General features: G+C 36.4%; 25 protein-coding genes. 14 read left to right on the top strand and 11 right to left on the bottom strand.

What is annotated here, in order from left to right:
• Nucleotides 1–936 (top strand): hypothetical protein, encoded by a 936-nt coding sequence (locus tag H7K77_RS15855; protein ID WP_186579112.1) that lies wholly within the window; start codon nt 1–3, stop codon nt 934–936.
• A gap of 94 nt (nt 937–1,030) precedes the next feature.
• Here the strand turns inward: H7K77_RS15855 and H7K77_RS15850 are convergent, their stop codons facing one another.
• Both H7K77_RS15850 and H7K77_RS15845 read right to left on the bottom strand, forming a co-directional pair.
• Nucleotides 1,031–1,414 (bottom strand): hypothetical protein, encoded by a 384-nt coding sequence (locus H7K77_RS15850; protein WP_186579110.1) that lies wholly within the window; start codon nt 1,412–1,414, stop codon nt 1,031–1,033.
• Between the two features lie 159 nt (nt 1,415–1,573).
• Nucleotides 1,574–2,095, bottom strand: a complete 522-nt coding sequence (locus H7K77_RS15845) for a competence protein ComK (protein ID WP_186579108.1) — start codon at nt 2,093–2,095, stop codon at nt 1,574–1,576.
• A 228-nt stretch (nt 2,096–2,323) separates the two neighbouring features.
• Here H7K77_RS15845 and H7K77_RS15840 point away from each other — a divergent pair, with 228 nt between their 5' ends.
• Nucleotides 2,324–2,794, top strand: coding sequence for a DUF3939 domain-containing protein (locus H7K77_RS15840; protein WP_186579106.1), 471 nt, complete (start codon nt 2,324–2,326; stop codon nt 2,792–2,794).
• Nucleotides 2,795–2,831: 37 nt separating this feature from the next.
• On the opposite strand, the gene H7K77_RS15835 is transcribed toward H7K77_RS15840, so the two are convergent.
• Complete coding sequence (locus H7K77_RS15835; RefSeq protein ID WP_186579104.1) at nt 2,832–3,218, bottom strand: hypothetical protein; 387 nt, start codon at nt 3,216–3,218, stop codon at nt 2,832–2,834.
• 221 nt (nt 3,219–3,439) lie between these two features.
• Here H7K77_RS15835 and H7K77_RS15830 point away from each other — a divergent pair, with 221 nt between their 5' ends.
• The 3 genes from H7K77_RS15830 (at nt 3,440) to H7K77_RS15820 (ending at nt 6,392) form a co-directional block, all read left to right on the top strand.
• A complete protein-coding gene (locus tag H7K77_RS15830) occupies nt 3,440–4,081 on the top strand; it encodes a TVP38/TMEM64 family protein (RefSeq protein WP_328701148.1) in 642 nt (213 codons plus the stop codon).
• Between the two features lie 53 nt (nt 4,082–4,134).
• A complete protein-coding gene (gene lepB, locus H7K77_RS15825) occupies nt 4,135–4,683 on the top strand; it encodes a signal peptidase I (RefSeq protein WP_186579101.1) in 549 nt (182 codons plus the stop codon).
• 173 nt (nt 4,684–4,856) lie between these two features.
• A complete protein-coding gene (locus H7K77_RS15820; protein WP_186579099.1) occupies nt 4,857–6,392 on the top strand; it encodes a glycine betaine uptake BCCT transporter in 1,536 nt (511 codons plus the stop codon).
• 39 nt (nt 6,393–6,431) lie between these two features.
• On the opposite strand, the gene H7K77_RS15815 is transcribed toward H7K77_RS15820, so the two are convergent.
• On the bottom strand, nt 6,432–7,577 hold the full coding sequence (locus tag H7K77_RS15815) for an MFS transporter (RefSeq protein WP_186579097.1): 1,146 nt from the start codon (nt 7,575–7,577) through the stop codon (nt 6,432–6,434).
• Between the two features lie 84 nt (nt 7,578–7,661).
• Between H7K77_RS15815 and addB the strand changes: the two genes are divergently transcribed.
• The 6 genes from addB (at nt 7,662) to H7K77_RS15785 (ending at nt 16,851) form a co-directional block, all read left to right on the top strand.
• Nucleotides 7,662–11,150: a helicase-exonuclease AddAB subunit AddB gene (gene addB, locus H7K77_RS15810; protein WP_186579095.1), complete on the top strand. Its 3,489-nt coding sequence runs from the start codon at nt 7,662–7,664 to the stop codon at nt 11,148–11,150.
• Nucleotides 11,151–14,879 (top strand): helicase-exonuclease AddAB subunit AddA, encoded by a 3,729-nt coding sequence (addA, locus tag H7K77_RS15805; protein ID WP_186579093.1) that lies wholly within the window; start codon nt 11,151–11,153, stop codon nt 14,877–14,879. It begins immediately after the preceding gene.
• Nucleotides 14,880–15,050: 171 nt separating this feature from the next.
• Entirely contained in the window at nt 15,051–15,383 is a 333-nt protein-coding gene (locus H7K77_RS15800; RefSeq protein WP_186579091.1) for a PadR family transcriptional regulator, read from the top strand.
• Complete coding sequence (locus H7K77_RS15795) at nt 15,380–16,018, top strand: hypothetical protein (RefSeq protein WP_186579089.1); 639 nt, start codon at nt 15,380–15,382, stop codon at nt 16,016–16,018. The genes H7K77_RS15800 and H7K77_RS15795 overlap by 4 nt, the downstream gene beginning before the upstream one ends.
• A gap of 166 nt (nt 16,019–16,184) precedes the next feature.
• A complete protein-coding gene (locus H7K77_RS15790; RefSeq protein WP_186579087.1) occupies nt 16,185–16,544 on the top strand; it encodes a hypothetical protein in 360 nt (119 codons plus the stop codon).
• A 22-nt stretch (nt 16,545–16,566) separates the two neighbouring features.
• Nucleotides 16,567–16,851, top strand: coding sequence for a hypothetical protein (locus tag H7K77_RS15785; RefSeq protein WP_186579085.1), 285 nt, complete (start codon nt 16,567–16,569; stop codon nt 16,849–16,851).
• A 53-nt stretch (nt 16,852–16,904) separates the two neighbouring features.
• On the opposite strand, the gene H7K77_RS15780 is transcribed toward H7K77_RS15785, so the two are convergent.
• The 6 genes from H7K77_RS15780 to H7K77_RS15755 all read right to left on the bottom strand — a co-directional run bounded on the left by H7K77_RS15780 (nt 16,905) and on the right by H7K77_RS15755 (nt 18,835).
• Nucleotides 16,905–17,123 (bottom strand): spore germination protein, encoded by a 219-nt coding sequence (locus H7K77_RS15780; RefSeq protein WP_186579083.1) that lies wholly within the window; start codon nt 17,121–17,123, stop codon nt 16,905–16,907.
• 38 nt (nt 17,124–17,161) lie between these two features.
• Nucleotides 17,162–17,545 carry a spore germination protein GerPE gene (locus H7K77_RS15775; protein ID WP_186579081.1) on the bottom strand — a complete coding sequence of 128 codons (384 nt, stop codon included), beginning with the start codon at nt 17,543–17,545 and terminating at the stop codon, nt 17,162–17,164.
• Nucleotides 17,538–17,747: a spore gernimation protein GerPD gene (locus tag H7K77_RS15770; protein WP_186579079.1), complete on the bottom strand. Its 210-nt coding sequence runs from the start codon at nt 17,745–17,747 to the stop codon at nt 17,538–17,540. Before H7K77_RS15770 ends, H7K77_RS15775 begins: the two co-directional genes overlap by 8 nt.
• Nucleotides 17,748–17,750: 3 nt before the next feature.
• A complete protein-coding gene (gerPC, locus tag H7K77_RS15765) occupies nt 17,751–18,332 on the bottom strand; it encodes a spore germination protein GerPC (RefSeq protein ID WP_186579077.1) in 582 nt (193 codons plus the stop codon).
• 63 nt (nt 18,333–18,395) lie between these two features.
• Nucleotides 18,396–18,605 (bottom strand): spore germination protein GerPB, encoded by a 210-nt coding sequence (locus tag H7K77_RS15760; protein ID WP_186579075.1) that lies wholly within the window; start codon nt 18,603–18,605, stop codon nt 18,396–18,398.
• 11 nt (nt 18,606–18,616) lie between these two features.
• Nucleotides 18,617–18,835, bottom strand: a complete 219-nt coding sequence (locus tag H7K77_RS15755; RefSeq protein WP_186579073.1) for a spore germination protein — start codon at nt 18,833–18,835, stop codon at nt 18,617–18,619.
• A gap of 120 nt (nt 18,836–18,955) precedes the next feature.
• On the opposite strand from H7K77_RS15755, the gene H7K77_RS15750 reads away from it, so the two are divergent.
• The gene (locus H7K77_RS15750) at nt 18,956–20,131 is read left to right on the top strand and encodes a DUF418 domain-containing protein (protein ID WP_186579071.1); all 1,176 of its coding nucleotides are present in this window, start codon (nt 18,956–18,958) and stop codon (nt 20,129–20,131) included.
• Nucleotides 20,132–20,333: 202 nt separating this feature from the next.
• Here H7K77_RS15750 and H7K77_RS15745 read toward each other — a convergent pair whose 3' ends face one another.
• Nucleotides 20,334–21,530 carry an ornithine--oxo-acid transaminase gene (locus H7K77_RS15745; RefSeq protein ID WP_186579069.1) on the bottom strand — a complete coding sequence of 399 codons (1,197 nt, stop codon included), beginning with the start codon at nt 21,528–21,530 and terminating at the stop codon, nt 20,334–20,336.
• Nucleotides 21,531–21,683: 153 nt separating this feature from the next.
• Between H7K77_RS15745 and H7K77_RS15740 the strand changes: the two genes are divergently transcribed.
• Both H7K77_RS15740 and asnB read left to right on the top strand, forming a co-directional pair.
• Nucleotides 21,684–22,052, top strand: coding sequence for a YisL family protein (locus H7K77_RS15740; RefSeq protein ID WP_186579067.1), 369 nt, complete (start codon nt 21,684–21,686; stop codon nt 22,050–22,052).
• A 147-nt stretch (nt 22,053–22,199) separates the two neighbouring features.
• A complete protein-coding gene (gene asnB, locus H7K77_RS15735) occupies nt 22,200–24,047 on the top strand; it encodes an asparagine synthase (glutamine-hydrolyzing) (protein ID WP_186579065.1) in 1,848 nt (615 codons plus the stop codon).
• Nucleotides 24,048–24,386: the final 339 nt, after the last annotated feature.

Below are 24,386 nucleotides of genomic sequence, written 5' to 3'. Positions count from 1 at the left end.
ATGGATCAATTCCATGGACAATTAGTAGCTGAAAAAGAAAAGATGCGTGAGTTAGCCAAGTTGACGAAAGAGCAGGAAGCATTAACGAAAGAGCTTAATGGAGTTAGACGCAAAGAACGTACATATAAACGGAAGCTAGATGAAGAAAAAATTGATGTTGAAAAGCTTGAAGGCTTTAGTATCGCAGGCTTATTTCTTGCATTAGCGGGAAAGAAAGATGAGCGTCTCGATCAAGAGAAGCAAGAAGTATTGGCAGCGCAGCTAAAGTGGAAAGAAGCTCAGGAATCCATAGCAGATCTTGAACTAGACATAAAGCAGCTTGAAGGGAAAATAAAAAGCCTTGGTGATCCAGAAGCGACGTATCAGCAATTATTGTTAGATAAGCAGGATTATTTAATCCATTCCGGTCAACAAGAAGGACATCAAGCATTGAACCTCATTGATAAAATAGGAGGGTTAAACTCAGATGTTAAAGAAATAAAAGAAGCCTTAGAGGCAGGGAAACATGCTAGAAGTGCCTTGGCAGATGCCTCAGAATCCTTAAATAAAGCGAAGAACTGGGGAACATTCGATATGTTTGGTGGAGGTGTTATCTCTACTTCTATTAAACACGGGCATATTGATTCGGCTAAAGAACAGGTTCACAGGGCGCAACGATTGCTAAGAAAGTTTTCCTATGAGTTGGATGACATTGGTCATAAATTTGAAGCAAACTTGTCTGTTTCTGGAGGTTTAACTTTCATGGATTATTTTTTTGATGGTTTAATTTCGGATTGGCTTGTACAAGATAAAATTAATAATTCTTATCAAGAAGTTGACAAAATGTATCGAGAAACAGATAGCACACTAAACAAATTAGAACTACTATTAGATAATACTAAAAAGACGGTTCAACGATTGAAAGTGGAATGGGAAAATCTTGTTACGTTAGGCTAATGAAAAGCCAGTACTTTTTTTAGTCCTGGCTTTTGTCATTTTAAAAGAAATTGTGTCGCTGACCGATGATCTTCGCTTCTGTTCATTAGTTTACTTATTCTTTAAGAGGATTTGTTTCTTTTGTTTCTGAACCTATTTGGGTTAATAATTTCTCTATATTGTACTTGATTCCTAACGGCGCTATTTCTACGATTGTTTCTCCATTTTCTTCCTTAATAAAATCCGTCTCGGAAAGGTTCATTAAGTATTGGCTGCCATCAAAAATCTGTGAACCTGTATGTGCTATATCCTTGCCACTGTTGATAATTTCTTTCGGGTTGAAATTAAAGAAAACAACTAGAACAAGTCCAATTACTGCAACGGTTATTGCCATTTTAAATAAAGATTTAATTACCCCCACTATTAGAGAAATAGCTATAATCACGACAATAATTCCTATTATGGAATTATCTGTAACAAGGTTGATTAAAGTGTCCATTATTAGCTCCCTTCCTGTTACCTTGGCAAATGAATTTGCTATTATTTTGAGTTTTTTTTGCCATTTTTAAACATGAATTAGAGCATTTGTCAAAAGTATTTGGTGTTTTCTAATCTATAATGAACATCAATGTTGACTGCTATTCCTGCTGTATGGTTGCTACATAAATGGTTCAGCAACAAAATCGGATCTGTTTCTTAATAAATCTTTTATCCGTTTGTCTAATAAATAGCGGAATTGCGCAGTACGTTGAATTTGATTAATCATTGATCCATACGAAACTTTTAAAATGACAGTTCTTCCATTTTTAAATACTAGTTCGGTAAAATGTTCTGGCAGTTTGTTTATTCGGTCTAGATGTGAATGCGCAATCCAGGAGCAATTCACGTTGTTTGGTGATGTTGTGGGAAAGAAGTACATCCCGCTTGATGAGTCGATTGATATAGGTGCTTTATGGCTTATACCACATACATCTTTAGTGCCATCTTGTCTGCCTTTAAGGCTACTTCCAAAAAAACGACAGGTTACATCCATAATTTTTCTAGGAGATTGTCTTACATAATAATCAGCATCTTCTCCATCTTCCATAATCCAAGCTACATGACGACCATCAAGTTCTTTAGCGATAATAGCTAAAGTGGAGGGGTTTACCTCATAATTTAATTTTAACGATTCGTTCATTACAAATCTTCCTTTCATTATGCTCTTTTTTGAGCATTTAATAATTATAATGTAGCAAAATTAAAATAACGGCTTATAGTAAATGGCTAGTTTGTACGTAAATTTGCCATATTTGTGACCTATTTGGATGAAATTTGTTATACTTAAGGTAAGCAAGCGTATTCATTGGCTAGTTTCTGTGTTGTTTTCTCAAATTTAATCAACTGTAAACAAGGGAAAGGGGATATTATGTGGAAAAAGTTTAACAGGAAAGAATCTCAGCAAGCGGAAAATCAACAACAGTACCCAACGAAAGATATATCCTTTGATGAACTAAAGACTGCTATACAAGAATATAGCTCGCAGTTACCCCGAGAAGTACCTCTCAGCGTGTTAATCAATGATGATTTAACGATTGATTACCAATTACTTGCTCCAATACTGAAAGGTATCCCTGAGTCAATCTTCTACATGTCTCGTGAAACATATGATTTATTCCATGAACAAGATTATGCATTAGCTATTGAATTAGACAACGTTCAAAAAGCGGTAGATGATTACATTCGGCAAACCAATGAATTACCTATTATTAATGGAGATCCGTATAAAAAGATAAGTTTTCATAAACTTTCAAAGTTACGTTTATTAGCTTCACGACCTGAAAACGAGTATTATCTTACGGATCAAGAGGACTTAGTTACAACTATTAAGCCTAAGTAAGCAAGGTGAAAAAGACAGATGACACTGTCTTTTTTTTCTAGTTAGATACCACTTTATTATTTAGGGCGTATGCTTTATGCATCAATTCATCCAATATCAATTCTACTTTTTTTCGGATTGCAGGGTTAAAATAGTTACGTTTTTCTTCCCGACCCTTACAAATAAATAGGTAAGAGGAGAAAGCATCGTTTTTGTTTAGCTGTGTCACTTGCAATTGCAAATTCCTCATTTGTTTGCGCAACCTTTTTCTTTCATTCGTTGCGTCGGCTTCCATTTTATTAAGTAGTTCGATGTATGGCTCCTTAATTTTAAGGATTGTTCCTTTCTCGATGTTTTGAAGATCTTGTTTTATGACAAGAATAGCCATAGAAAGGAATAGGAAACGGGAAGCTATATTTAATTCTTTTTCGCTGAGATAGCGCATGTTTTCCCTCCTTAACGAACGTATGTTCTATTATATAATGTTAGTATATGAAATACAAAGAAAAAAATAACTAAATTAAAAAAACGTAACAATAGGAAATTTCCATTGTTTACATTAAAATGAAATGAGGGAAACTAATACCAGTAAAAGGTGATTAACAATTAAGGGGTCTTGACGTCGTGTATTTATTTAGTAGCATAGAAAACTTAACATTAGAAAACATCGATATTGAAAAAATTAAACAGTTAATTGAAAGTAATCGTTTCGATGATTTAATCGTTCATTTATTACAGGGCTATGAGAGCCTTGGACCAATTCCTGGAGTGGTTTTGCCGTTCTTAGAAGCTTTTTTACCATTTTTACCTTTAGTAGTATTTGTGATGACAAATGCAGCTGCATATGGATTGCTAGAAGGCTTCTTATTTTCATGGATTGGTGCCAGTGCGGGTGCCTTATCTGTTTTTGTGATCGTAAGAAAATTGGGTGACAAACGTTTTTTTAAGTGGTTAAGAAAGAATCGACAAGTAATGAGGGTTACGAACTGGTTAGAGCGCCATGGTTTTGGGCCATTATTTTTATTAATGTGTTTTCCATTTTCACCGTCTGCCATCATTAATATTGTTGCAGCCTTATCTAAGGTTAGTTTTCAACAGTTTGCCTTGGCAGTCTTGCTCGGTAAAACAGTCATGATATTTACGATTTCTTACGTAGGAGATAGTATTATGTCTTTTGCTAAAAATCCAATGAAAACCATTGTTGTAGCTATTGGAATTGCCCTATTTTGGTTAGTTGGTAAATACATGGAGAAACGTTTACAAAAAAAAGCAGAAAGACAAGATATATTAAAAGCCAATAAGGATTAAAATATTTCCACAGGGGTAAAATAGTTATAACGATCCTTTTGGGGGAAATGAATATGAAGAGTATGAAAGTTTGGCCCATATTAAGAACGGTATTGATAGCTATATTGTTAGCCATGATATTTCGCTCCTACTTATTTGCTAGTTACATTGTGGATGGAAAATCAATGGAACCAACTTTGTATGATGGGAATTTATTAATGGTTAACAAAATGATCTATGATCTAACTGATATTGATCGATTTGATGTCATTGTGTTTCATGCAAATAAGGAAGAAGATTACGTGAAACGGGTCATCGGAAAGCCAGGAGATCACATTGAATATAAAAATGATACGTTATATGTTAATGAAAGAAAAGTAGAGGAACATTATTTAGATCCGTACAGAACAAATGATGGTAGTCTACTAACGGAAGATTTTTCTTTAGAGGACGTTACAGATAGTTTAACTGTCCCAGATGGAAAATTATTTGTTCTTGGGGATAATCGAAAGAAAAGCTTAGATAGCCGATACTTTGGTTTTGTTGATGAAGAGAAAGTAGTGGGAAAAGTAGATATTAGGTATTGGCCTGTATCACAGCTAGGGTTAACGTTTAATAATTAGATTTAGATAAAACATGAGAGTGAACAAGACGATCTACACAAAACTTTTGAAATGAATAGGTAGAAAGTAATTAGGAATTATAAGAAAAGAAGGTTGTTGAAAAATGTAGGTTTATGTAATATAGATAACTGGGTAATATACTATTTGCAATTATTAATCGAGAGGAGAAGTTTATGAAGAAGGTATCCAGTGTATTTTGGATTACACTTGCCATTGTACTAGTAGCTGTAATTTTTGGTGCAGCAACGCCAAATAGTTTTGAAGAAATTACAGCAAATATCCAAAAAATAATTACATCAACATTTGGGTGGTACTATCTTATTTTAGTAACCATCATCGTTATATTTTGTGTATTTCTTATATTTAGTCCTGTAGGTACAATCAAATTAGGAAAAGCTGATGAGGAACCTGAGTATTCCAAAGGAACATGGTTTGCGATGCTGTTTAGTGCTGGAATGGGTATAGGCCTTGTATTTTGGGGAGCGGCAGAACCACTCTCCCACTTCATGAGTCCTCCATTAGCGGATGCTGGAACAAACCAAGCGCAGAAAGAAGCAATGAGGTACACCTTTTTCCACTGGGGTATTCATGCTTGGGGAATATATGCTATTGTCGCTTTAGCGTTAGCATATTATAAGTTTAGGAAAGATGAACCAGGCTTGATATCAGCAACATTAAAGCCAGTACTAGGAAAAAGTATGGAAGGTCCTCTAGGAATCGTTGTAGACGTTCTAGCTGTTTTTGCCACAGTAATAGGCGTTGCCACTACACTAGGATTTGGCGCTGCACAAATTAATGGTGGATTATCTTACTTATTTAAGATTCCTAATAATATAACTGTACAATTTATTATTATAGCATCAGTTACTGTCTTATTTATGATTTCAGCATGGTCTGGTTTGGGGAAAGGGATAAAGTACTTGAGTAATACAAATATGGTATTAGCGATTACTTTACTTGTATTAACATTTTTTATTGGCCCGACCATTTTAATTCTAAACATGTTTACAGATTCAATTGGTGGTTATATACAAAATCTTGCCCAAATGAGTTTTCGTATTGCTCCCTTGAATCAAGATCACCGTGATTGGATTAATGGCTGGACAATATTTTATTGGGCATGGTGGATTTCTTGGTCGCCATTTGTTGGGATTTTTATTGCACGTGTATCGCGAGGAAGAACGATTCGAGAGTTTATCATTGGCGTCTTATTATTACCAGCATTAGTGAGCTTTATTTGGTTTACAACGTTTGGAACATCAGCAATTGACATTCAGAGTATTGGTAATGTTGATTTGACACAATATGCAACAGAGGAAGTACTGTTTGCTATTTTTAATGAATTTCCTGGTTCACAAGTGTTATCCATTGTAGCTATTGTGTTAATAAGTACCTTTTTTATTACATCTGCGGACTCCGCGACATTTGTACTAGGAATGCAAACAACTTATGGTTCTCTAACCCCGTCTAATAGTGTGAAATTAACATGGGGTATTGCGCAGTCAACAGTTGCTTTAACCTTACTGTTTAGTGGAGGACTTCAAGCATTGCAAAATGCTTTAATTATCGCAGCATTTCCATTCTCGTTTATAATGGCACTCATGATGGTCTCGCTCTATCGATCCTTATCAAAAGAGAAAAAAGAATTAGGGCTTTACTTTAAGCCAAAACCTAGAAAAAATGTACAAAAAAAGACAGATGAGATTTAATTCTCATCTGTCTTTTTTGTGGGTTTTTAAGATTAATGGTTATCCAGAAGGTAGTCTTGCAGCAATAAACAGTATACAAATAAATAAAATTGGAATGCTCATAAGAATCGTTTCAAATGAAAGGGTGGCTGCTAAAACAGAGCCTATGCTAGCTCCAATTAAGAGGACGAAGGAGTAGAATGATACAGCGGTTGCCTTATTTTGTTGTGCGTACTTCCCGACAAGTAGTACGACCATAGGAATTGTTAAAGAGGTCGACGCTATCATAGAAAGCGAAGCAATCACAACTGTATAGACATTAATACTTAGGATAGCTGGAATGAACCCAATAATCATTACCCCTAGCTGGACCCTCAAAATTGTTTTCGCTTCATACTGCTTAACTAACCTACTTACAAAGAAAGCAGGTAAGATGCCAAGCAAACTGATTACTCTTATTAATTGTAACGAAATAGGAAACACATTCGTTTGTTTATACAAATATATTTCCAATGAACCATAAAATAACATAATCGTAAATAGTAGGAAAAACGTTATACTGTAAAGCTTTTTCAAGGATTGATTACGAAAACATGATAGAATAGTAAGATACAGTTGCTTTATTTTTAAGGATACAGTGCTATTAGATTTAGTTGTAGATGATAAAGTGAAAAATAGGCCAACTAGGCAGCTTAAATAGAAACAGCAAAAGGCTATAAAGACAGCATGATAGGAAAATGTTTCCGCAAAAAATGCTGAGATCATTTGTCCAAAAACACCAGCAAATAAAAATCCAGTATTAACCATTGCGATTACAAATGCTTGAAATGAGCCTTTGAAATGCTGAAAACAATAAGCAAATGTAATAGGGGCAAAGCTTGCAGCTAATATCCCTTGAAAAATACGTAATACAATTAAAGTATAGATGGAATCGCTGATACTCAATAGACCGGTCACGGTGGAAAGTAAAGCCATACCGATAAGTAAAAGAGTACGTAAGGAAAAGCGTTCAGCAAGCATTCCAAATAAAAGTAAACCAAACGAATAAGGTAAAACAAATAGTGTGCTCGTTAGCGATACAAGTTGTATAGACGCATCGAACAGGCTAGCTAGTTGTGGGTGTAATGGGATCATTACGTAGATACTACTTGCTATGAAAACGGAGCAGTAAATGAAAACAATTGCAGTTGTGGTTGACTTGGACATACAGAGTCACCTCAGTAAAATAGACTATTGTACTATATGAAAGTACGCAACTTTTGTGTGCAGAAAAATAAAGGAGGGGCTAGTGTGGGGATTCGATTTATATTAGGAAAAGCAGCAACTAGGAAAAGTGAAAAGTGTGTGGAAGAAATCAAGCAAAAACTAAAAACAAATCCTCAAGGTCCACCAATTATCTATATTGTTCCGGATCAAATGACGTTTCAACAGGAGTATGCACTTCTAAGTGATGAAGAAGTAAATGGAAGTATTCGTGCTCAAGTGTTTAGCTTTTCACGACTTGGATGGCGTGTCTTACAGGAAACTGGTGGGGGAACTAGGAAATATGTGAGTTCGACTGGTATCCAAATGATGATAAGAAAAATCGCAGAAGAAAAAAAGACCGACTGGAAGATGTTTCAGAAGGCAATTGAAAAGCAAGGCTTTATGGAACAATTAGAGTCGATGATTACGGAATTCAAACGATACCGAATTACACCAGAAATGGTAGCCCTGCAGATGATGGAAATGGATCAATTTCAACATAAATACACAGGTGAAATCGCCTTACGTAATAAATTAGAGGATCTTCATTATATTTATGATCATTTAGTAAATGCATTAAAAGATAACTACATTGACAGTGAAGATCAATTACAGCAGCTAGCTGATAAAATTGGAGAAGCCGATTTTTTAAGTGAAGCAGAAGTGTATGTAGATGGGTTCCACCGATTTACTCCTCAGGAATTATTGGTTGTTGAGGCACTTTTACAAAAAGTAAAACACGTATCAGTGACGTTAACCTTGGACAAGCCAGCACAAGATAATATATCCGAACTTGATCTATTTGCGCAGACAAAAGAGACTTACGTTGCACTAATGAAGCTTGCTAAAGAGAACCAAATAAATACACAAGTAGATTTAATGGAAGAGTCAGAAGGCGCATTTAAAGATAAACCTTATTTTGCCCATTTGGAGAAATATTTTGATGTAAGACCTGCCCCCAAATATGAAGGGAAGGTGCCGATCCAAATTGCTGAGGCAGTACATCCACGGGCAGAAGTCGAAGGTGCTGCTCAAGAGATATTAAGGCTCGTTCGAGAGGAAAACTATCGCTTTAAGGATATTGCGCTCTTAATTAGACAAACAGATGTTTATCACGATTTGATCGAAACGGTATTTAGTGATTATGATATTCCAGTTTTTATTGATGAAAAAAGAACGATGATGAATCATCCTTTAATTGAATTACTAAGGTCAGTCTTAGATATTGTGGAAGGGAATTGGCGTTATGATGCTGTTTTTCGTGTGCTGAAAACTGGTCTAATCCCTCCGAGCGATCGATATTTCCCATTAGATGAAGACGCCATCGATGAGTTAGAAAATTATGTGTTAGAGTATGGGATTCGTGGTAGAAGTCGTTGGTTTAGTGAAAAGGAATGGGTGTTTCAACGGTTCCGTGGTTTTGATAAAGCGTCGCAAACAGATCAGGAAAAAGAAATGCAAAAGAGGATAAATCGTTACCGTAATCAAGTAGTAAAAGCAATTCAAGCTTTCGATGAAAAACTAAGAGATGCAGCAACCATTCAGGACAAAGCGGTAATCATATTTGAATGGCTAGAATCAATGGGAGTTTCAGAGCAATTAGAAAGCGTACGAGATGATTTGGAGCAGAAGGGAAGAATTGAAAGAAGTAGGGAACAGGAGCAAGTTTGGGAAGCGGTCATCCAACTTTTAGATGAAATGGTTGAAATTGCAGGCAATGAAAAAATGTCTCTACAGGTATTCAGGGCTACTTTAGATACTGGGTTTGAATCGTTAAAATTTGCCCATGTACCACCAAGTATGGATCATGTTGTGACAGGTACCATTGATCGTTCGCGTATGAGTGAAGTTAAATGTGCATTATTGCTAGGGGTTAACGAGGGAATTTGGCCAATGAAACCAAGTTCTGATGGGATGATCTCAGAAGAAGAAAGGGAATTACTTGCGATCCAAGGAATGAAATTAGCTGATGGGAGCAAACGAAGGTTATTAGATGACTGGTTTTATCTATATCTTGCCTTTACAACAGCTTCCGATAGACTTTGGATTAGCTATCCATTAAGTAACGAAGAAGGGAAATTAAAGGTAGCTTCCCAGCTTATCAAGAGGATCGAGGATTTGTTTCCTGCCTGTCAGCACCATATTCTCTTACAAGATCCAGAGGAAATGACAGAGGCGGAACGATTTGTTACAACACCTGTAAAAACAAGATCTGCTTTAACAGCTCAGCTTGCAAGGAAATTCCGAGGTTATCCAATTGATCCAGTATGGTGGAGTGTGTTGAATTGGTATATCTCTCATTCTGAAAGGGATGGAACTACAAACAAAATACTTCAAAGTTTATTTTATAAAAATGAGCCTAAAAAATTATCAGAGGAAACAGTTAAACAAATCTATCCAACCCAAATTAAGGCTAGTGTGTCTAGATTAGAAATGTATCACCGTTGTTCTTATCAGCATTTTGCTCGTTACAGCTTAGGATTAGAGGAAAGACAAACCTATAAGTTAGATGCACCTGATATTGGCCAGTTATTTCATGAGGCACTAAAGAAAATAACCGAATGGATTCAGGAGGAGGGCTTAGACTTTTCACAAATCTATCAAGCTGAATCTAGAAAATATGCAAATCGTGCAGTAACTAGTCTAGCACCAGTTTTGCAACACCAAATCTTGCATAGTTCCAATCGCTATCAATTTATTCAACAAAAGTTATTGGATATTATAGCTAGAGCAACTTTTGTATTAAGTGAGCAATCAAGGCAAAGTCAATTCTCTCCAGTTGGTTTAGAATTAGGGTTTGGGCCTGGTAATCAGTTAGCGCCAATTAGTCTAGAGCTACCTAATGGCTTTGAATTAATGTTAAGGGGAAGAATCGATAGAGTAGACCGTGCGCTCAATCAAGAAGAGCTATATTTAAGAATTATTGACTATAAATCTAGTTCTAAAGGATTGAATTTAGTAGAAGTATATTATGGGTTAGCTTTACAGATGTTGGCTTATTTAGATGTTGTTTTATCTAATTCAGAGAAATGGCTTGGTACAAAAGCAACGCCAGCAGGTGTCCTTTATTTCCATGTTCATAATCCAATGATATCAGGAAATAAAAAGTTAGATGACAAATCCATTGAAAAAGAAATTTTTAAGAAGTTTAAGATGCAAGGTCTTTTAGTAGAAAATGAGCAAATCGTAAAAATGATGGATACAAATTTGGACAGTGGTTCTAGTACAATTGTTCCAGCTGGCTTAAAAAATAATGGGGATTTCCGTAAGGGTTCTAGCACCGCACAACCGGAAACCTTTGAACAGCTTCAAGGTTATATAAGGGATTTAATGATAACTGCTGGTGTAGATATAACGAGTGGTGGGGTTCAATTAAATCCTTATCAGCATAAGCAACAAACAGCATGTACGTATTGTGACTTTAAGTCAGTGTGTCAGTTTGATCCAACTTTAGAAGAGAATAACTATCGTAAACTACAAGATATGAAAGATGAAGATGTATTAGAAGCTATAAAAAGAAGGGAGGAAGGCTAAATGCCACAATGGACGAAAGAACAAGAGCAAGCGATTTATTCAAGTGGAAGCGATATTCTAGTTGCTGCAGCAGCGGGTTCTGGTAAAACAGCAGTGCTTGTGGAACGTATTATTCAAAAGCTGCTAAATAAGGATAATCCAATTGATATTGACTCCTTACTAGTAGTGACATTTACTAATGCAGCAGCACAGGAAATGCGTAATCGGGTTGGTGAAGCATTGGAAGCAGCATTAGAGGCCAATCCTTCTTCCACTCATTTAAAGAAACAGTTATCGTTGTTGCAACGTGCTTCGATTTCAACCCTACATTCTTTTTGTATGGAATTAGTTCGCAAGTATGCTTACTTACTTGATATTGATCCAGCGTTTAGAATTGCAGATGACGTAGAGGGAGATATGATCCGACAAGAAGTGTTAGAGGATTTATTCGAGGAATGGTATGGAAAAGAAGGAGAGGAACAAGCCGCCTTTTTTGCAGTTGTCGATCGTTTTTCTAATGATAGAAGTGATCTAGATGTAGAAGAACTAATCTTAACGCTTTATGACTTTGCAACACAAAACCCCTGGCCAGATGCTTGGCTAGACAATATGACAAAAATGTATCATGTGGCTGAAGATGAAGATGAAACGTCAATTGAATGGCTTTCCATTTTAAAGAGAGAAGTAGCTAGTCAGCTTCAGGCCATGCATGCTGAAGCGAACGCTGCTATGGAACTTACGAAAGAAAGCGATGGTCCATACCACTATGCAGAAGCAATAGAGTCAGACTTTGCTTTAATCAATGAAGCAAGTGCAATGCTAAAATTTTCTTGGGATGATATGCAACGCGTATTCACTGAAGCAAAGTTTGCGGCATTGTCACGTAAAAAAGTAGAGTGTGACGAAGCTAAGAAAGAAAGACTAAAAAATTTAAGAAATAGTTATAAAAAAAGATGGAATGATTTAGCTGGTGATTGGTTTTCCAGAAAGCTATCTTCTTATTTGTCTGACATGGCTGGATTATATCCAACTATTATGCAGTTAACAGTGCTTGTTAAGGAATTCAAGGAACGATTTACACAAGCTAAAAAAGAAAAAGCACTAGTCGATTTTTCTGATTTAGAGCATTATGCGTTGAGGCTTTTAATGTCGGAGGATTCATCACCTGATCAGATTAAGCCATCTGCTGTTGCTACGGATCTCCAAAAGCGTTTTTCTGAGTTATTAGTGGATGAATATCAGGATACAAATCTTGTTCAGGAATCTATTATTTCACTAATGTCTGATCGAGAAGGAAATGGAAACATGTTCATGGTTGGGGATGTTAAACAAAGTATTTATCGCTTTCGACATGCTGAGCCTACATTGTTTATGGACAAATATAAGCAATTTGCGAACCACGATCATCCAGCAAAACGGATCGATTTAGCACGTAATTTTAGAAGTAGGGAACAAGTATTATCAGCGACCAATTATATATTTAGACAACTACTAAATGAAGAGGTCGGTGAGATGAATTACGAGCAGGATGCAGAATTAATATATTCCAATAAAATTTATGATGAATTAACTTTGTCCGATACAGAAGCTGAACTCCTCATTATTGACCGAGAAGTTCAAGAGGAAAAAGATGCGGATCAGGCTGAAGGGGAAGAATTTCAAGATTTAGAGAAAGCCCAAATTGAAGCTAGAGCATATGGCCAAATGATCAATCGTTGGATCGGAAATCGTGACGAATCTCCAATGCAAGTAGTAGATAAGGGTACTGGATCACAGCGTAATATTCAATACCGCGATATCGTTATTTTGTTACGTTCGATGACCTGGGCACCAACGATTACGGAGGAACTAAAACAACAGGGAATACCTGTATATGCCGAACTTTCCACAGGTTATTTTGAAGCAATCGAAATTAAAGTGATGCTGAGCCTGTTAAAAGTAATTGATAATCCAAAGCAAGATATTCCGTTAGCATCCGTATTACGTTCTCCAATTGTAGGATTAGATGAAGAAGACCTTGCGCAAATTAGGTTGGCAAAGAAACGAACATCTTATTACGATGCCTTACTAACATTTATGAATGATACCGTAGATAGAGGGAAACAAAAGCAAATAGAACAATTCTTAAGACAGCTAAGTGACTGGCGAGTTCGAGCTAGACAGGGAGCTTTATCTGAACTAGTTTGGCAAATCTATCGGGAAACAGGTTATTATGATTTTGTTGGTGGTATTCCTGGTGGAAGGCAACGTCAGGCTAATCTAAGAGCCCTTTATGATCGAGCTAGAGCCTACGAATCTACTTCGTTCCGAGGATTATTCCGTTTTCTACGTTTTATCGAGCGTATGGAAGAGAAAGGTGACGATTTAGGTGCAGCACGGGCATTAGGGGAACAGGAAGATGTTGTCCGAATCATGACAATACACAAAAGTAAAGGACTCGAGTTTCCTGTAGTAATTGTTGGAGCAATGGACAAGCAGTTTAACCAGCAAGATCTCCGTCAGAAATATTTGTTGCATAAAGACTTAGGGTTCGGTAGTAAGTTCATTGATCCAGAGAAACGTATCATGTACCCAACACTAGCATATCATGCCTTAAAAAAAGAAAAGCAACGTGAATTGTGGGCTGAGGAAATGCGTGTTTTATATGTAGCACTAACGCGGGCAAAAGAAAAGCTTGTTATGGTTGGTAATGTTGCATCCTTTGAGAAGAAGCAGGAGAAGTGGCAAGAAATTGTGGAACACAAGGACTGGGTATTACCTCCACATTACAGGTTAGAAGCGAAGACCTACTTAGATTGGGTAGGACCATCCCTAATCCGTCACAAGCATAACGATGTTTTACGTACAGTCGATATAAGCGTTCAAGTACCAGATGACATTCGCGAAGACATTTCAAGTTGGAAGGTAAGGCTTGTTCATGGTAGCGAATATTCTAAGTTAAATGAAATAGAAGCACAGCAAGAGGAAAGTTTGCAAAAGGCGATAAATGACTGGAAACCAATTGATCAGACAGATGGAAAACTAGACGAGCTTGTTGCAGACCGTCTTGCTTATAATTATCCACATCAGTTCGCATCTAGTTTCCGCGCGAAGCAATCTGTTACGGAAATTAAACGCCAACGTGAAGTAAAAGATGACTACAGTGATCTCGAATTAATACAACCGTTTAAAGCGCCGATCGTAAAGCGACCAAAGTTCATGCAAAAAGAGAAACGCCTAACTGCTGCTGAGATCGGAACAATTATGCATACGGTTCTACAGCATCTTCCTTTAACAAAAAAATGGAATAGTAGTGAAATAGAAGAGTTTGTTTCACATATGGTAATAAAGGAAATATTGACGCAGGATGAAGCCGAAGTGGTTAACCTAGACGCTATCGAACGGTTTCTTGCTACCGATATTGCCGAGAGAATGATTAAATCACCGGTAATTCACCGTGAGGTACCATTTAGTTATACACTCAAAGCGAATGAAGTGTATCATAATTGGCAAGAAGAAACAGACGAAAAGGTTTTAATTCAAGGGGTTATAGATTGCTTAATTCCAGTAGATGATGGATTCATCCTATTGGATTATAAGACAGACCAAATCACGGAAGAAGTAACTCCAGAGTTAAAAGCCAAATTAAAAGAACGATATACTGTACAAATAGAGTTATATTCCAAGGCACTAGAAGATATATGGAAAAAACCTATCAACGAGAAATACTTATATTTTCTTGATAAAGCACTGTTGATAGATGTAAAGTGATAAGGATTGGTGAAGGAAGTACCTGCAAGTTAAAGGGTACTTCCTTTTCATTTGGTTGTTTGAAAGATCCTAGCCTTATGAGATAGGAGGAGTGGTAAATATTTACTTGAATTTTGTACACGGTTGTTTTATGATAACTCTATACCTTTTTATTCTAGGTAGGTGATAATAATGTTTAATCGTGAACTTGTTAAAGGGAGTACATCTCTTTTGATATTGCAGCTATTAGAAGAGCGTAATATGTACGGCTATGAGTTAGTGAAGGAAATGGACAAACGAAGTGACTACAACCTTCAAGTAAAGGAAGGGACGCTATATCCTGCTTTACATAAGTTAGAGAAGCAAGCATATATCGATTGCTATTGGCAAAATCAACAAAAGGGGCCGGCTCGTAAATACTATCGGATAACAAGCGAAGGACAAGAAATTTTAAAGGAAAAAACAAGCGAGTGGCATCGCTATGTTCAAGTGATAAACAAATTGATTGGGAGAAATGAATCATGAAATCTAAAGCCCAACCATTTCTAAGGGAGTTAGAGACCGCTTTAGGTGAATGTCCAAATAAACAGGAAATAATAGATGAATATCAAATACACGTGGAGCAATTGATAACCGAATTGGAACAGAAGGGAATAATAGCAGATCTTAAGCTCCAACTAGTGGAACGATTAGGTTCTCCAAAAGATATTGCTGCAATTTGGTGGAAAGAATTAGGGATCACCCCGCAAAAAATACAATGGTTATTTGTCATGATGAACTTTTGTATGTTTATCGGTGGTGGAATGCTTACTGTTGTCTATAACAAGATGAATTGGAGATGGGTTGAATTCATGTGGGATAGATTGGTTAACATCCCGTTTCTTATTATCATGATTTATCTCATTTTTTGGGTATTACTCGGCTATGAGGTTGGTAAGGAATTTGGTCCTAGAGGAAGTAAGTTACTTAAAAAGACATTTAGTTATAGCATTGTCCCAAATATCGTGTTGATGAATCTAACTGTGTTTAAGTTAATTCCATATGAATGGTTTCAACCGTTTTTAACTATCCCTTTTATTTTAGTGTGTATTTTATTAACTGGATTTTTCTATCCTGTATGCTGTATTGGATATCACTATGGTAAAAAAATATCTGTCTAGATTGGAACAGTATATTCCTTCTAACAACAAGATATTTTTTTGGATTAATACATAGTATTTCTAGGTAATAGTGTTCTATAAAGTTTGTTCATTTTTAATCTGCATATGTAAAACACTATAAGTAGGCAGTTACAACAATATATTATTTCTTAAAGGAGGAGTGAAAATGGGTCTTAGTATTATTTTTTTGTTGGGTGTTTTAATCATAATGATAGGAGCAATAATTTGGCCATTTATTATCCTTTATCAATCCCGAAAATTAAGGTATGTGCGCAAGCTAACATGGGTTGCACTTTGTTTATTATTAATTAATTGGATCGTTTACATTTCAGATTTGATTCAATTTGTACCTAGTAGTATAGCGGAACAATTATTTTTACCTTTATGGATAGGTATCAGTTTAATAGGTTTCTTTGCAGGTGTTAAAGAGTGGAAAAATACTTACTATGGTACTTTGCCTGTTTTTGGTTTTTCTTTAATCAACTTTTTATTTGCAATCTTTGTAGCTGGGATTACAAGTATGTAGGGTAAATGGGGAGATAAGCATAATGCAAAAGAAATTTCTTATCAGTCTTAATTTAGTTTTGATCTGTTTACATTTAGGAGTTATCTATTTATGGATAGCAGATTGGGAAACTTTAGAAACAGTGTTTGGGAGAATTATCTGGATTGGTTCCATTGTTGGAGGACTATTCGTATTCTTATTTTCTAGAAAAAGATACAACCATGAAGAATTGAATACGATGATGATTGCCTTTTGTTCAACACTTGTGGTGATATTCTTAGTTATTTTATCGTTTCTCATTGAGATAATAGTAAACTCCATGCCCTAAAATGTAAATAATGAGAAAAGTCTCTATAATTAGAGGCCCTTCTCATTATCTTATTATCCATTTCCATTTATAACCTGGTCAACTGCGTCGGGATCAATGGCATTTGTTGCATTCATTCCGTTGTTTGTATTAATAAAATCACCAGTGTTTAATGCTCCTGATCCAGCTGCAGTTTTTGAGGCACTTTTTGGGGATAAATAAAAGCTATCTCCAAAGTTTACTACGCCTCCGCCGACACTATTAATTTTAATTGGACCGACCATTGATGGCATTTATAAACACCCTTTTTTTGTTTTTACTTTATCTTATTTCAAATTGGTTTATTGTGTGCTTCTTTTAATATTCGAATGTGTTTGATCCTAGCTTCAGAATTTACAATGTCTAAATTCCCTATCTGAACAATGGAAGAAGTTGAAACACCCGTTATATCAATATGATCAACTTGAATAGTGGGGTTATGCATATGGTGTTGTTGCTTTATATTAGAAATAAATATTGGTTTGTCTGCTTCTAAATCAAAGATGGGGAACTGATTAAACTCATAACCCTCATCAGTATGAAAGCCTCCTTCTTTCTGAACAGCAATTACTTTAGAGTTGGGGGTGGCTTGGTGCGTATCTCCAATTTCCAATCCGCTGCTGTAGGAAAGAGTCGTTAATCGGACGTTTTTTACATAAGTAGTTCGCTTATTCATTTGATATTTCTTCCAACCTGTTGGTGCTACTGCTTCCTAATGGAACAAACGAACCGACAATATAAGACTCTGGTGGGGTATCAAAATAGGAGTCAAGCACCATCTGCTCGTTATCCCCTATTAAGAAGACAGAGGAGGATGTTACGCCCGATACTTGGATGTTTCCAACATGTAAACCCCAGTTATGAACTTCATAATGCATTTGCTATTCTCCCTTCTCTTGGTCATTAGTAAAAAATAGCCTTAGAGAATGATCGATTTCCTTCTTAATCTTGTCTTTGATAAAAGGATTTCGTTCATTTGTTGTTACGTTTTCCTCTGAGGCTAATTTTTGATAGTGGGCAACTCGACTAGGTAATTGTTTTCGAACATCATGTATAATCATTTCCCGATAGGCATCGTTTAAAGGGTAACTATATTCCTGTGCTAGTTGATGAATCATCATAGGTCCTTCTGACATTAAGTAGGAGTCGAGTTCTGAAGCAAGTTGTTGATTCGTTGGATCTGCTTGTTTTTGAAAAGAATTTGGATTTGGTTGACTTATAGACATATCATCAACTTTCTTTAGATCTTCCGGAGATAAGCCTATATGAAGAGTTCCATCTAACCGTTCAATTTTTAACTGATCAAAATGGTATTCTAATTTTTCAATGGTTGTTTGTTGGCTATTTTGCCCCTTCGATTCGAGTAGTTCTATTCTGTTTTCTAATTTTTTAATGCGCTTATCTTGCTGTTGTATATGTGTGTGTAGTTGGTTGATGTAGTCGTACCAAGCATTCGATGTCATTTGAATACCTCCTAGACTATGACCTAATTGTTAATAGAATATGCAACATATACATTGCTGTGATTAACTAGGAGGAATTAGTGGAACGAGTGGTGGCTCAGCCCCTATAGGAGGGTCTGCTTCCTCTGCTAAAGATTCGAATCCGCCAGTATTGTAAAGGGAGGATTCCCCCTCTATGCTACCAGCACTTCCAATTTGTAGCACGGAGGAATTAGATACACTCCCAACTTTTAATAAATGTATATTAATGGATTGATGAACCGTAAAATACATGTAAGATCACCTCAAATGTCCGTGATGTTTTGGTCAAAAGTGTCCGAGTCGGAAACCGTCACGTTAGACCGTGGAATATTAATCCGTATATTATCTCCAGTATTAAAGGAACCACCACCAGCAAATGTTTTTGCTTCTGTATAGGGATTCATGGAATAGACATCCCCTACATTAAAAATACTTGAAGAACCGATAGATATAACTTTAATTGCTCCCACAACTGCAGGCACTTGAATCCCTCCTTTCTTTTAGTTTATGAGTCTAGCTCTTTTCTGTTCTACAATTAGGTAGAGTAAACGAAATAATTAGTTTAAAATGATCATAGAAATAGTCAAATTAGGGGGATGTGGATGGAAGGAAGAGTAGGACGACCATTGAGCAATAAAAAACGATTAGATTGGATAGATGCTGCAAGGGGATTTGCAATATTTGGGATTTTTATGGTGAATGTGCCTGCTTTTAATGCACCATTTTTTTTATATGGTGGGGAGGATAGTCATTGGACAAGCAATGTAGACCAATTTGTTCAAGATATTATTGATATCTTTTTCCAAGCAAGCTTTTATACAATGTTTTCTTTTTTGTTTGGATTTGGTATGCAAATTATTGTAGAAAATCTAGCAGAAAAGCAATTAAACTTAAAACCTTTTATTCTAAGACGGTTATTTGTCTTACTTTTATTTGGAATATTTCATGCATTTCTACTTTGGCATGGGGATATCCTTATTTCCTATGCAGTTATAGGGTTTCTTCTTTTCTTCTTTTTCAACAGGAAGAAGACAACACTTATTGTTTGGAGCATATGCCTTTTGGTAATACCAACCATGTTGTACACAGGGCTCCTATACTTGGTAAGAGACCAACTAAATTGGGTAGACTACGAGGCTATTGATCTCGCTTTTGAACGATATGGAAATGGTTCATTAATAGATGTTTGGACGCAAAACTACATAGACTGGCGCTATAGTAACGGAATATTTAGTTTTGTCATGTTAACGATGAGCTTACTGCCATTGTTTTTGTTAGGAATGGTTGTTGCTAGGGTGAAATGGTTGCACGATGTAGAAAAACACAAAACAATTCTTATCAGGATTTGGTGGCTTTCGTTATTGTTATTCATCGTACTGAAGGCAGGACCGCATTTATTTGAAAATCCTCTATGGTTTTCCATGATACAGGATGGAATTGGAGGGCCAGCCTCTGCGATATTTTATTTAATTACCATTACTTTGCTGTTTCAAAAGGGAGCGACAAAAAAATGGTTATATCCACTAACATACATTGGTAGGATGTCCCTAACGAATTACATTTTCCAATCGATCATCAGCTTCCTATTATTCTACGGATTTCAGCTATATGGAAAGGTAAGTCCACTCGTTAGTGTATTAATTGTGATAGTCATTTTTATTATCCAATTGCCTTTAAGTAAATGGTGGATTAATCGATATCGTTATGGACCGCTAGAATGGGTATGGAGATGTTTAATGTACAAACAAAGGTTAGGTAATAAGAGAGCAAAAACGTAATTAGAGTGTGACTTGAAATTGCTCATAAGGTTTTACTCAAATTCTAATAAACTCTGAGTACGTAGAGACGTTATTTCTGTTCCAGGGTGTGGCTTTCCATGAGGAAATCCTCAGCTTTTGGAACTACTTGAATTACTTCTTTGTACCCTGTCACAACTAGAATGTAGAAAAGGTGCTGTATACAGGATACAGCACCTTTTTCTTAAATAGAGAGTACTTCTTTTATTTGTTCTAGGGCCCAATCTAATTCTTCCTTTTTAATAATTAATGGAGGGGCTAAGCGGATGACATTGTCATGTGTTTCTTTACATAACAAACCTTTTTCTTTTAACCGCTCGCAATAAGGACGAGCTGATTCTGTTAATTCAACACCGATAAATAACCCTTTGCCCCGTATTTCCTTAATAATGGGATTGTCGAGCTTGTTTAATTGACTCTTCATATACTCACCTAATTCTAAAGACCGATCAGCAAGGTTTTCTTCCTCTAATACTTGTAAGGATGCGAGGGAAACAGCACAAGCCAATGGGTTACCACCAAACGTTGAACCGTGAGACCCTGGATTGAAAACACCTAAAATGGCCTTATTAGCTACAATACATGAAATAGGTATAACGCCACCACCTAATGCTTTACCAAGTATAAGAATGTCAGGATTTACATCTTCCCACTGACAAGCAAAAAGCTTACCAGTTCTACCTAGACCTACTTGGATTTCATCCGCAATAAATAGGACACTATGTTGCTTACATATTTGGGCAGCCTTATGTAAATAGCCATCTGGTGGAATGACAATACCAGCTTCTCCTTGAATTGGCTCGGTAATAAATCCAACTGTATTTTCTGTAATAGCTGCTTCCAAGGCATCGATATCGCCATAAGGTACGAGTTTAATTCCAGGTAGCATAGGACCAAAACCACGCTTGTACTCTGTTTCAGATGACATAGAGACAGCTGCCATTGTTCTACCGTGGAAATTGCCAATACATGCAATGATTTCCGCTTTGTCATTAGCGATTCCTTTTACATCATACCCCCACCTTCTTGCTGCTTTTATAGCTGTTTCAACCGCCTCTGCACCAGTATTCATAGGTAAAGCCATTTCTTTATTAGTTAATTTGCATATCTTTTCGAACCAAGGACCTAATTGATCATTATGAAAAGCACGTGAAGTTAAAGTGACTCGATCAGCTTGTTGCTTTAGTGCTTCAATAATCTTTGGATGCCGGTGTCCCTGATTAACAGCCGAATAGGCACTAAGCATATCTAAGTAACGATTACCCTCGGGATCTTCAACCCAAATACCCTCCGCTTTTGAAATGACAATGGGTAATGGATGATAGTTTTTTGCTCCGTATTCCTGTGTCTTGTCGATGATTTCTTGACTGGTATGGACCATATAGCTCCTCCATTCATTAATAACTCTCTTCATAGGTATATTCATGATTTTATATTTCTTTCATCTTATAAAAAAGATAAAGGTTTCATTAAGAGTGAAAAGAAAAGAAAAAAATGGTATGATATGCTTGACTAATTTTTGGAGGAGATCGAGATGACACACTTACATATTACAGCCTGGGTACTAGGATTAATCTTGTTTTTTGTTTCATTATCATTTTACAAACAAGAGAAAAAAGCAGGTAAAATTCTACACATGATTCTACGTTTAGACTATTTATTGATTTTGTATTCAGGTGGAAGTTTATCAACACAATATTTCACAGAGAGCTATATGTTAGGTGAGGCTATAGTTAAAATCTTAGCAGGTTTATGGGTGATCGCATCATTAGAAATGATTTTAGTGAAGGTAAGTAAGGGTAAACCGACAAAAAGCTTCTGGATTCAATTTGCAGTTGCTTTTGCTATTACACTAGTTTTAGGTTTTGGGCGTTTAACCTACGGATTACATTTTCTAAACTAATAAAAACTGAGTTCCAACCATAAAATGGGGGGACTCAGTTTTTTTATTTAAATTATAGAAAAATACGCACTTCTTTCACACTTTGGGCGCATTCATCATATGATTATTAAGTGCCTTATTTAAGAAAGAAAGGGTGTTGATTAATAAATGTGTGGTATTACAGGTTGGGTAGATTTTAACCGTGATCTTTCAACAGAGATTGATAATATAAGAAAAATGGCGAATGCAATTCAACATCGAGGTCCTGATGAGCATAATGAGTGGATTTCAAAGGACGTTGCTTTCGGTCATCAGCGCCTGATTGTTGTCGATCCTGATGGTGGGAAACAACCGATGGACTGCATTCGGGATAAAGCAAATTATGTATTGGTCTATAATGGAGAATTATATAATACGGAAGATATTAGGAAGGAACTACTTAATAAGCAATGGACGTTCGATTCCCATTCAGATACAGAAGTTTTATTAAAGAGCTATATTGAATGGGGAGAAAAATGTTTAGATAAATTAAATGGTATCTTTGCGTTTGCAATTTGGGATCCCAAAAATGAGTACTTATTTATTGCTAGAGACCGTTTAGGTGTAAAACCGTTATTTTATACGGAACAAGATGGTGGACTATTGTTTGGTTCAGAGCTAAAAGCATTACTAGCTCATGAAGAAATAGAACCAATATTGGATAAAGAAGGCCTTAGTGAAGTTTTAGCACTTGGCCCATCACGTACACCGGGAAATGGCGTGTTTAAGGGGATTAATGAATTAAGAGCTGGGCACTATGGTATTTTTGATAAAAGTGGTTTCCGCACCGAACGTTACTGGAACGTTGTTAGTACTGCACATACCGATGATGTAGAGGAAACAGCAGATACGATTCGTTATTTATTAACGGATGCTGTGGAACGTCAACTTATTTCAGACGTACCACTTGGAACATTTTTATCTGGTGGTGTAGATTCTAGTGCAATTACTGCAATTGCATCAAACTATCTAAAGCGTCATGGGAAGGATAATTTAAAAACTTTCTCCATCGATTATGAAGGTAATGATGAGCATTTTGAGAAAAGCTCATTTCAACCTACCAGCGATAGTGACTTCATTGGGTATATGGTCGATGCAAATGATACAGAGCACCACAACTTTGTTATCAATAACAAGGAGTTAGCTGATTTATTGAAAGAGGCAGTTGAGCTACGTGACTTACCAGGAATGGCAGATGTCGATTCTTCTTTATTATGGTTCTGCCGAAAAACGAAAGAAGAAGTGACTGTTGCTTTATCAGGGGAATGTGCTGATGAAATCTTTGGTGGTTATCCTTGGTTCTATCGTGAAGACGATCTGAAGCGTGATGGATTTCCATGGATTCGTTCTTCTGAAGTGAGAAGATCATTATTAAACGATGAATGGAAAGATGAACTTGATTTGCAGGGATACATGCTCAAAAAGTATCAAGAAACGATTGATGAAACACCTGAGTTCGAAGGAGATAACGAAATCGAAAGACAAAGAAGACAAATGTTTTACCTAAATATGCATTGGTTCATGCCAACATTGTTAGATCGTAAAGATAGAATGAGTATGGGAGCTAGTTTTGAAGCACGTGTTCCGTTTAGTGACCATCGTCTAGTTGAATATGTTTGGAATATTCCTTGGGAAGTGAAAACTTACCAAAATAGGGAAAAGGGAATTTTGCGTAAAGCGCTAGAAGGTCTACTTCCTGATGAAATCCTTTATCGTAAGAAAAGTCCGTATCCGAAAACACATAACCCAGTATATAAGGATGCAGTTATTGAATGGATGAACCAAATTTTAGAAGATCCAAATGCGCGACTTTTTGAACTGTTTGATAAAGAGGCAATTCGAAAATTAGTGGAAAGTGAAGGGAAGGAAATAGGCGCTCCGTGGTTTGGACAGCTAATGACAGGACCACAGTTGCTGGCCCATTTAGCACAAATGGACCACTGGTTAAGAACGTATGACATTAAAATTGAGAAATAAAAAGTAAGACAGTGTAGAATGTATTCTACACTGTCTTTTTCGTACATAACAGTAAAATTTTATCTAGTGGAGAAGTTAGTTGTGGGACTGACTATCTTATAGCATAAAAATTAAACTTATATTTAATTTTTCTATTATTTTATTAGGCTCTTTCGCATCGGCTTCCCGAATGACGCAGTCGAGAGAAAATCCGTCATAGTGTAATGTTCAGCTTGAAAAGGATGAGTACAACGTTGATTTCCGTTCCGGGCAGTTGCTTTCCGTGGGCAACGCCTCAGCCTCCTCGGAAGAAACCCGCTTCCTGTGGGGTCTTCACCTGTTGCTTTTCCCACAGGAGTC

Origin of the sequence: Aquibacillus kalidii, from assembly GCF_014280935.1 — a bacterium.
GTDB classification, from domain to species: Bacteria; Bacillota; Bacilli; order Bacillales; family Amphibacillaceae; genus Aquibacillus_D; species Aquibacillus_D kalidii.
This window is presented reverse-complemented; position numbering and strand designations above follow the sequence as displayed.

Excerpts from the sequence above, each read along its gene's own strand:
- H7K77_RS15845 (WP_186579108.1), bottom strand. The coding sequence starts at position 2,095 with ATGAACGAATCGTTAAAATTAAATTATGAGGTAAACCCCTCCACTTTA.
- H7K77_RS15750 (WP_186579071.1), top strand. The coding sequence starts at position 18,956 with ATGGAAGGAAGAGTAGGACGACCATTGAGCAATAAAAAACGATTAGAT.
- H7K77_RS15740 (WP_186579067.1), top strand. The coding sequence starts at position 21,684 with ATGACACACTTACATATTACAGCCTGGGTACTAGGATTAATCTTGTTT.
- H7K77_RS15790 (WP_186579087.1), top strand. The coding sequence starts at position 16,185 with ATGGGTCTTAGTATTATTTTTTTGTTGGGTGTTTTAATCATAATGATA.
- H7K77_RS15780 (WP_186579083.1), bottom strand. The coding sequence starts at position 17,123 with ATGCCATCAATGGTCGGTCCAATTAAAATTAATAGTGTCGGCGGAGGC.
- H7K77_RS15800 (WP_186579091.1), top strand. The coding sequence starts at position 15,051 with ATGTTTAATCGTGAACTTGTTAAAGGGAGTACATCTCTTTTGATATTG.
- H7K77_RS15820 (WP_186579099.1), top strand. The coding sequence starts at position 4,857 with ATGAAGAAGGTATCCAGTGTATTTTGGATTACACTTGCCATTGTACTA.
- H7K77_RS15815 (WP_186579097.1), bottom strand. The coding sequence starts at position 7,577 with ATGTCCAAGTCAACCACAACTGCAATTGTTTTCATTTACTGCTCCGTT.
- addA (WP_186579093.1), top strand. The coding sequence starts at position 11,151 with ATGCCACAATGGACGAAAGAACAAGAGCAAGCGATTTATTCAAGTGGA.
- H7K77_RS15795 (WP_186579089.1), top strand. The coding sequence starts at position 15,380 with ATGAAATCTAAAGCCCAACCATTTCTAAGGGAGTTAGAGACCGCTTTA.
- H7K77_RS15745 (WP_186579069.1), bottom strand. The coding sequence starts at position 21,530 with ATGGTCCATACCAGTCAAGAAATCATCGACAAGACACAGGAATACGGA.
- H7K77_RS15835 (WP_186579104.1), bottom strand. The coding sequence starts at position 3,218 with ATGCGCTATCTCAGCGAAAAAGAATTAAATATAGCTTCCCGTTTCCTA.
- gerPC (WP_186579077.1), bottom strand. The coding sequence starts at position 18,332 with ATGACATCGAATGCTTGGTACGACTACATCAACCAACTACACACACAT.
- lepB (WP_186579101.1), top strand. The coding sequence starts at position 4,135 with ATGAAGAGTATGAAAGTTTGGCCCATATTAAGAACGGTATTGATAGCT.
- asnB (WP_186579065.1), top strand. The coding sequence starts at position 22,200 with ATGTGTGGTATTACAGGTTGGGTAGATTTTAACCGTGATCTTTCAACA.
- H7K77_RS15785 (WP_186579085.1), top strand. The coding sequence starts at position 16,567 with ATGCAAAAGAAATTTCTTATCAGTCTTAATTTAGTTTTGATCTGTTTA.
- H7K77_RS15850 (WP_186579110.1), bottom strand. The coding sequence starts at position 1,414 with ATGGACACTTTAATCAACCTTGTTACAGATAATTCCATAATAGGAATT.
- H7K77_RS15840 (WP_186579106.1), top strand. The coding sequence starts at position 2,324 with ATGTGGAAAAAGTTTAACAGGAAAGAATCTCAGCAAGCGGAAAATCAA.
- H7K77_RS15760 (WP_186579075.1), bottom strand. The coding sequence starts at position 18,605 with ATGTATTTTACGGTTCATCAATCCATTAATATACATTTATTAAAAGTT.
- H7K77_RS15770 (WP_186579079.1), bottom strand. The coding sequence starts at position 17,747 with ATGCATTATGAAGTTCATAACTGGGGTTTACATGTTGGAAACATCCAA.
- H7K77_RS15775 (WP_186579081.1), bottom strand. The coding sequence starts at position 17,545 with ATGAATAAGCGAACTACTTATGTAAAAAACGTCCGATTAACGACTCTT.
- H7K77_RS15855 (WP_186579112.1), top strand. The coding sequence starts at position 1 with ATGGATCAATTCCATGGACAATTAGTAGCTGAAAAAGAAAAGATGCGT.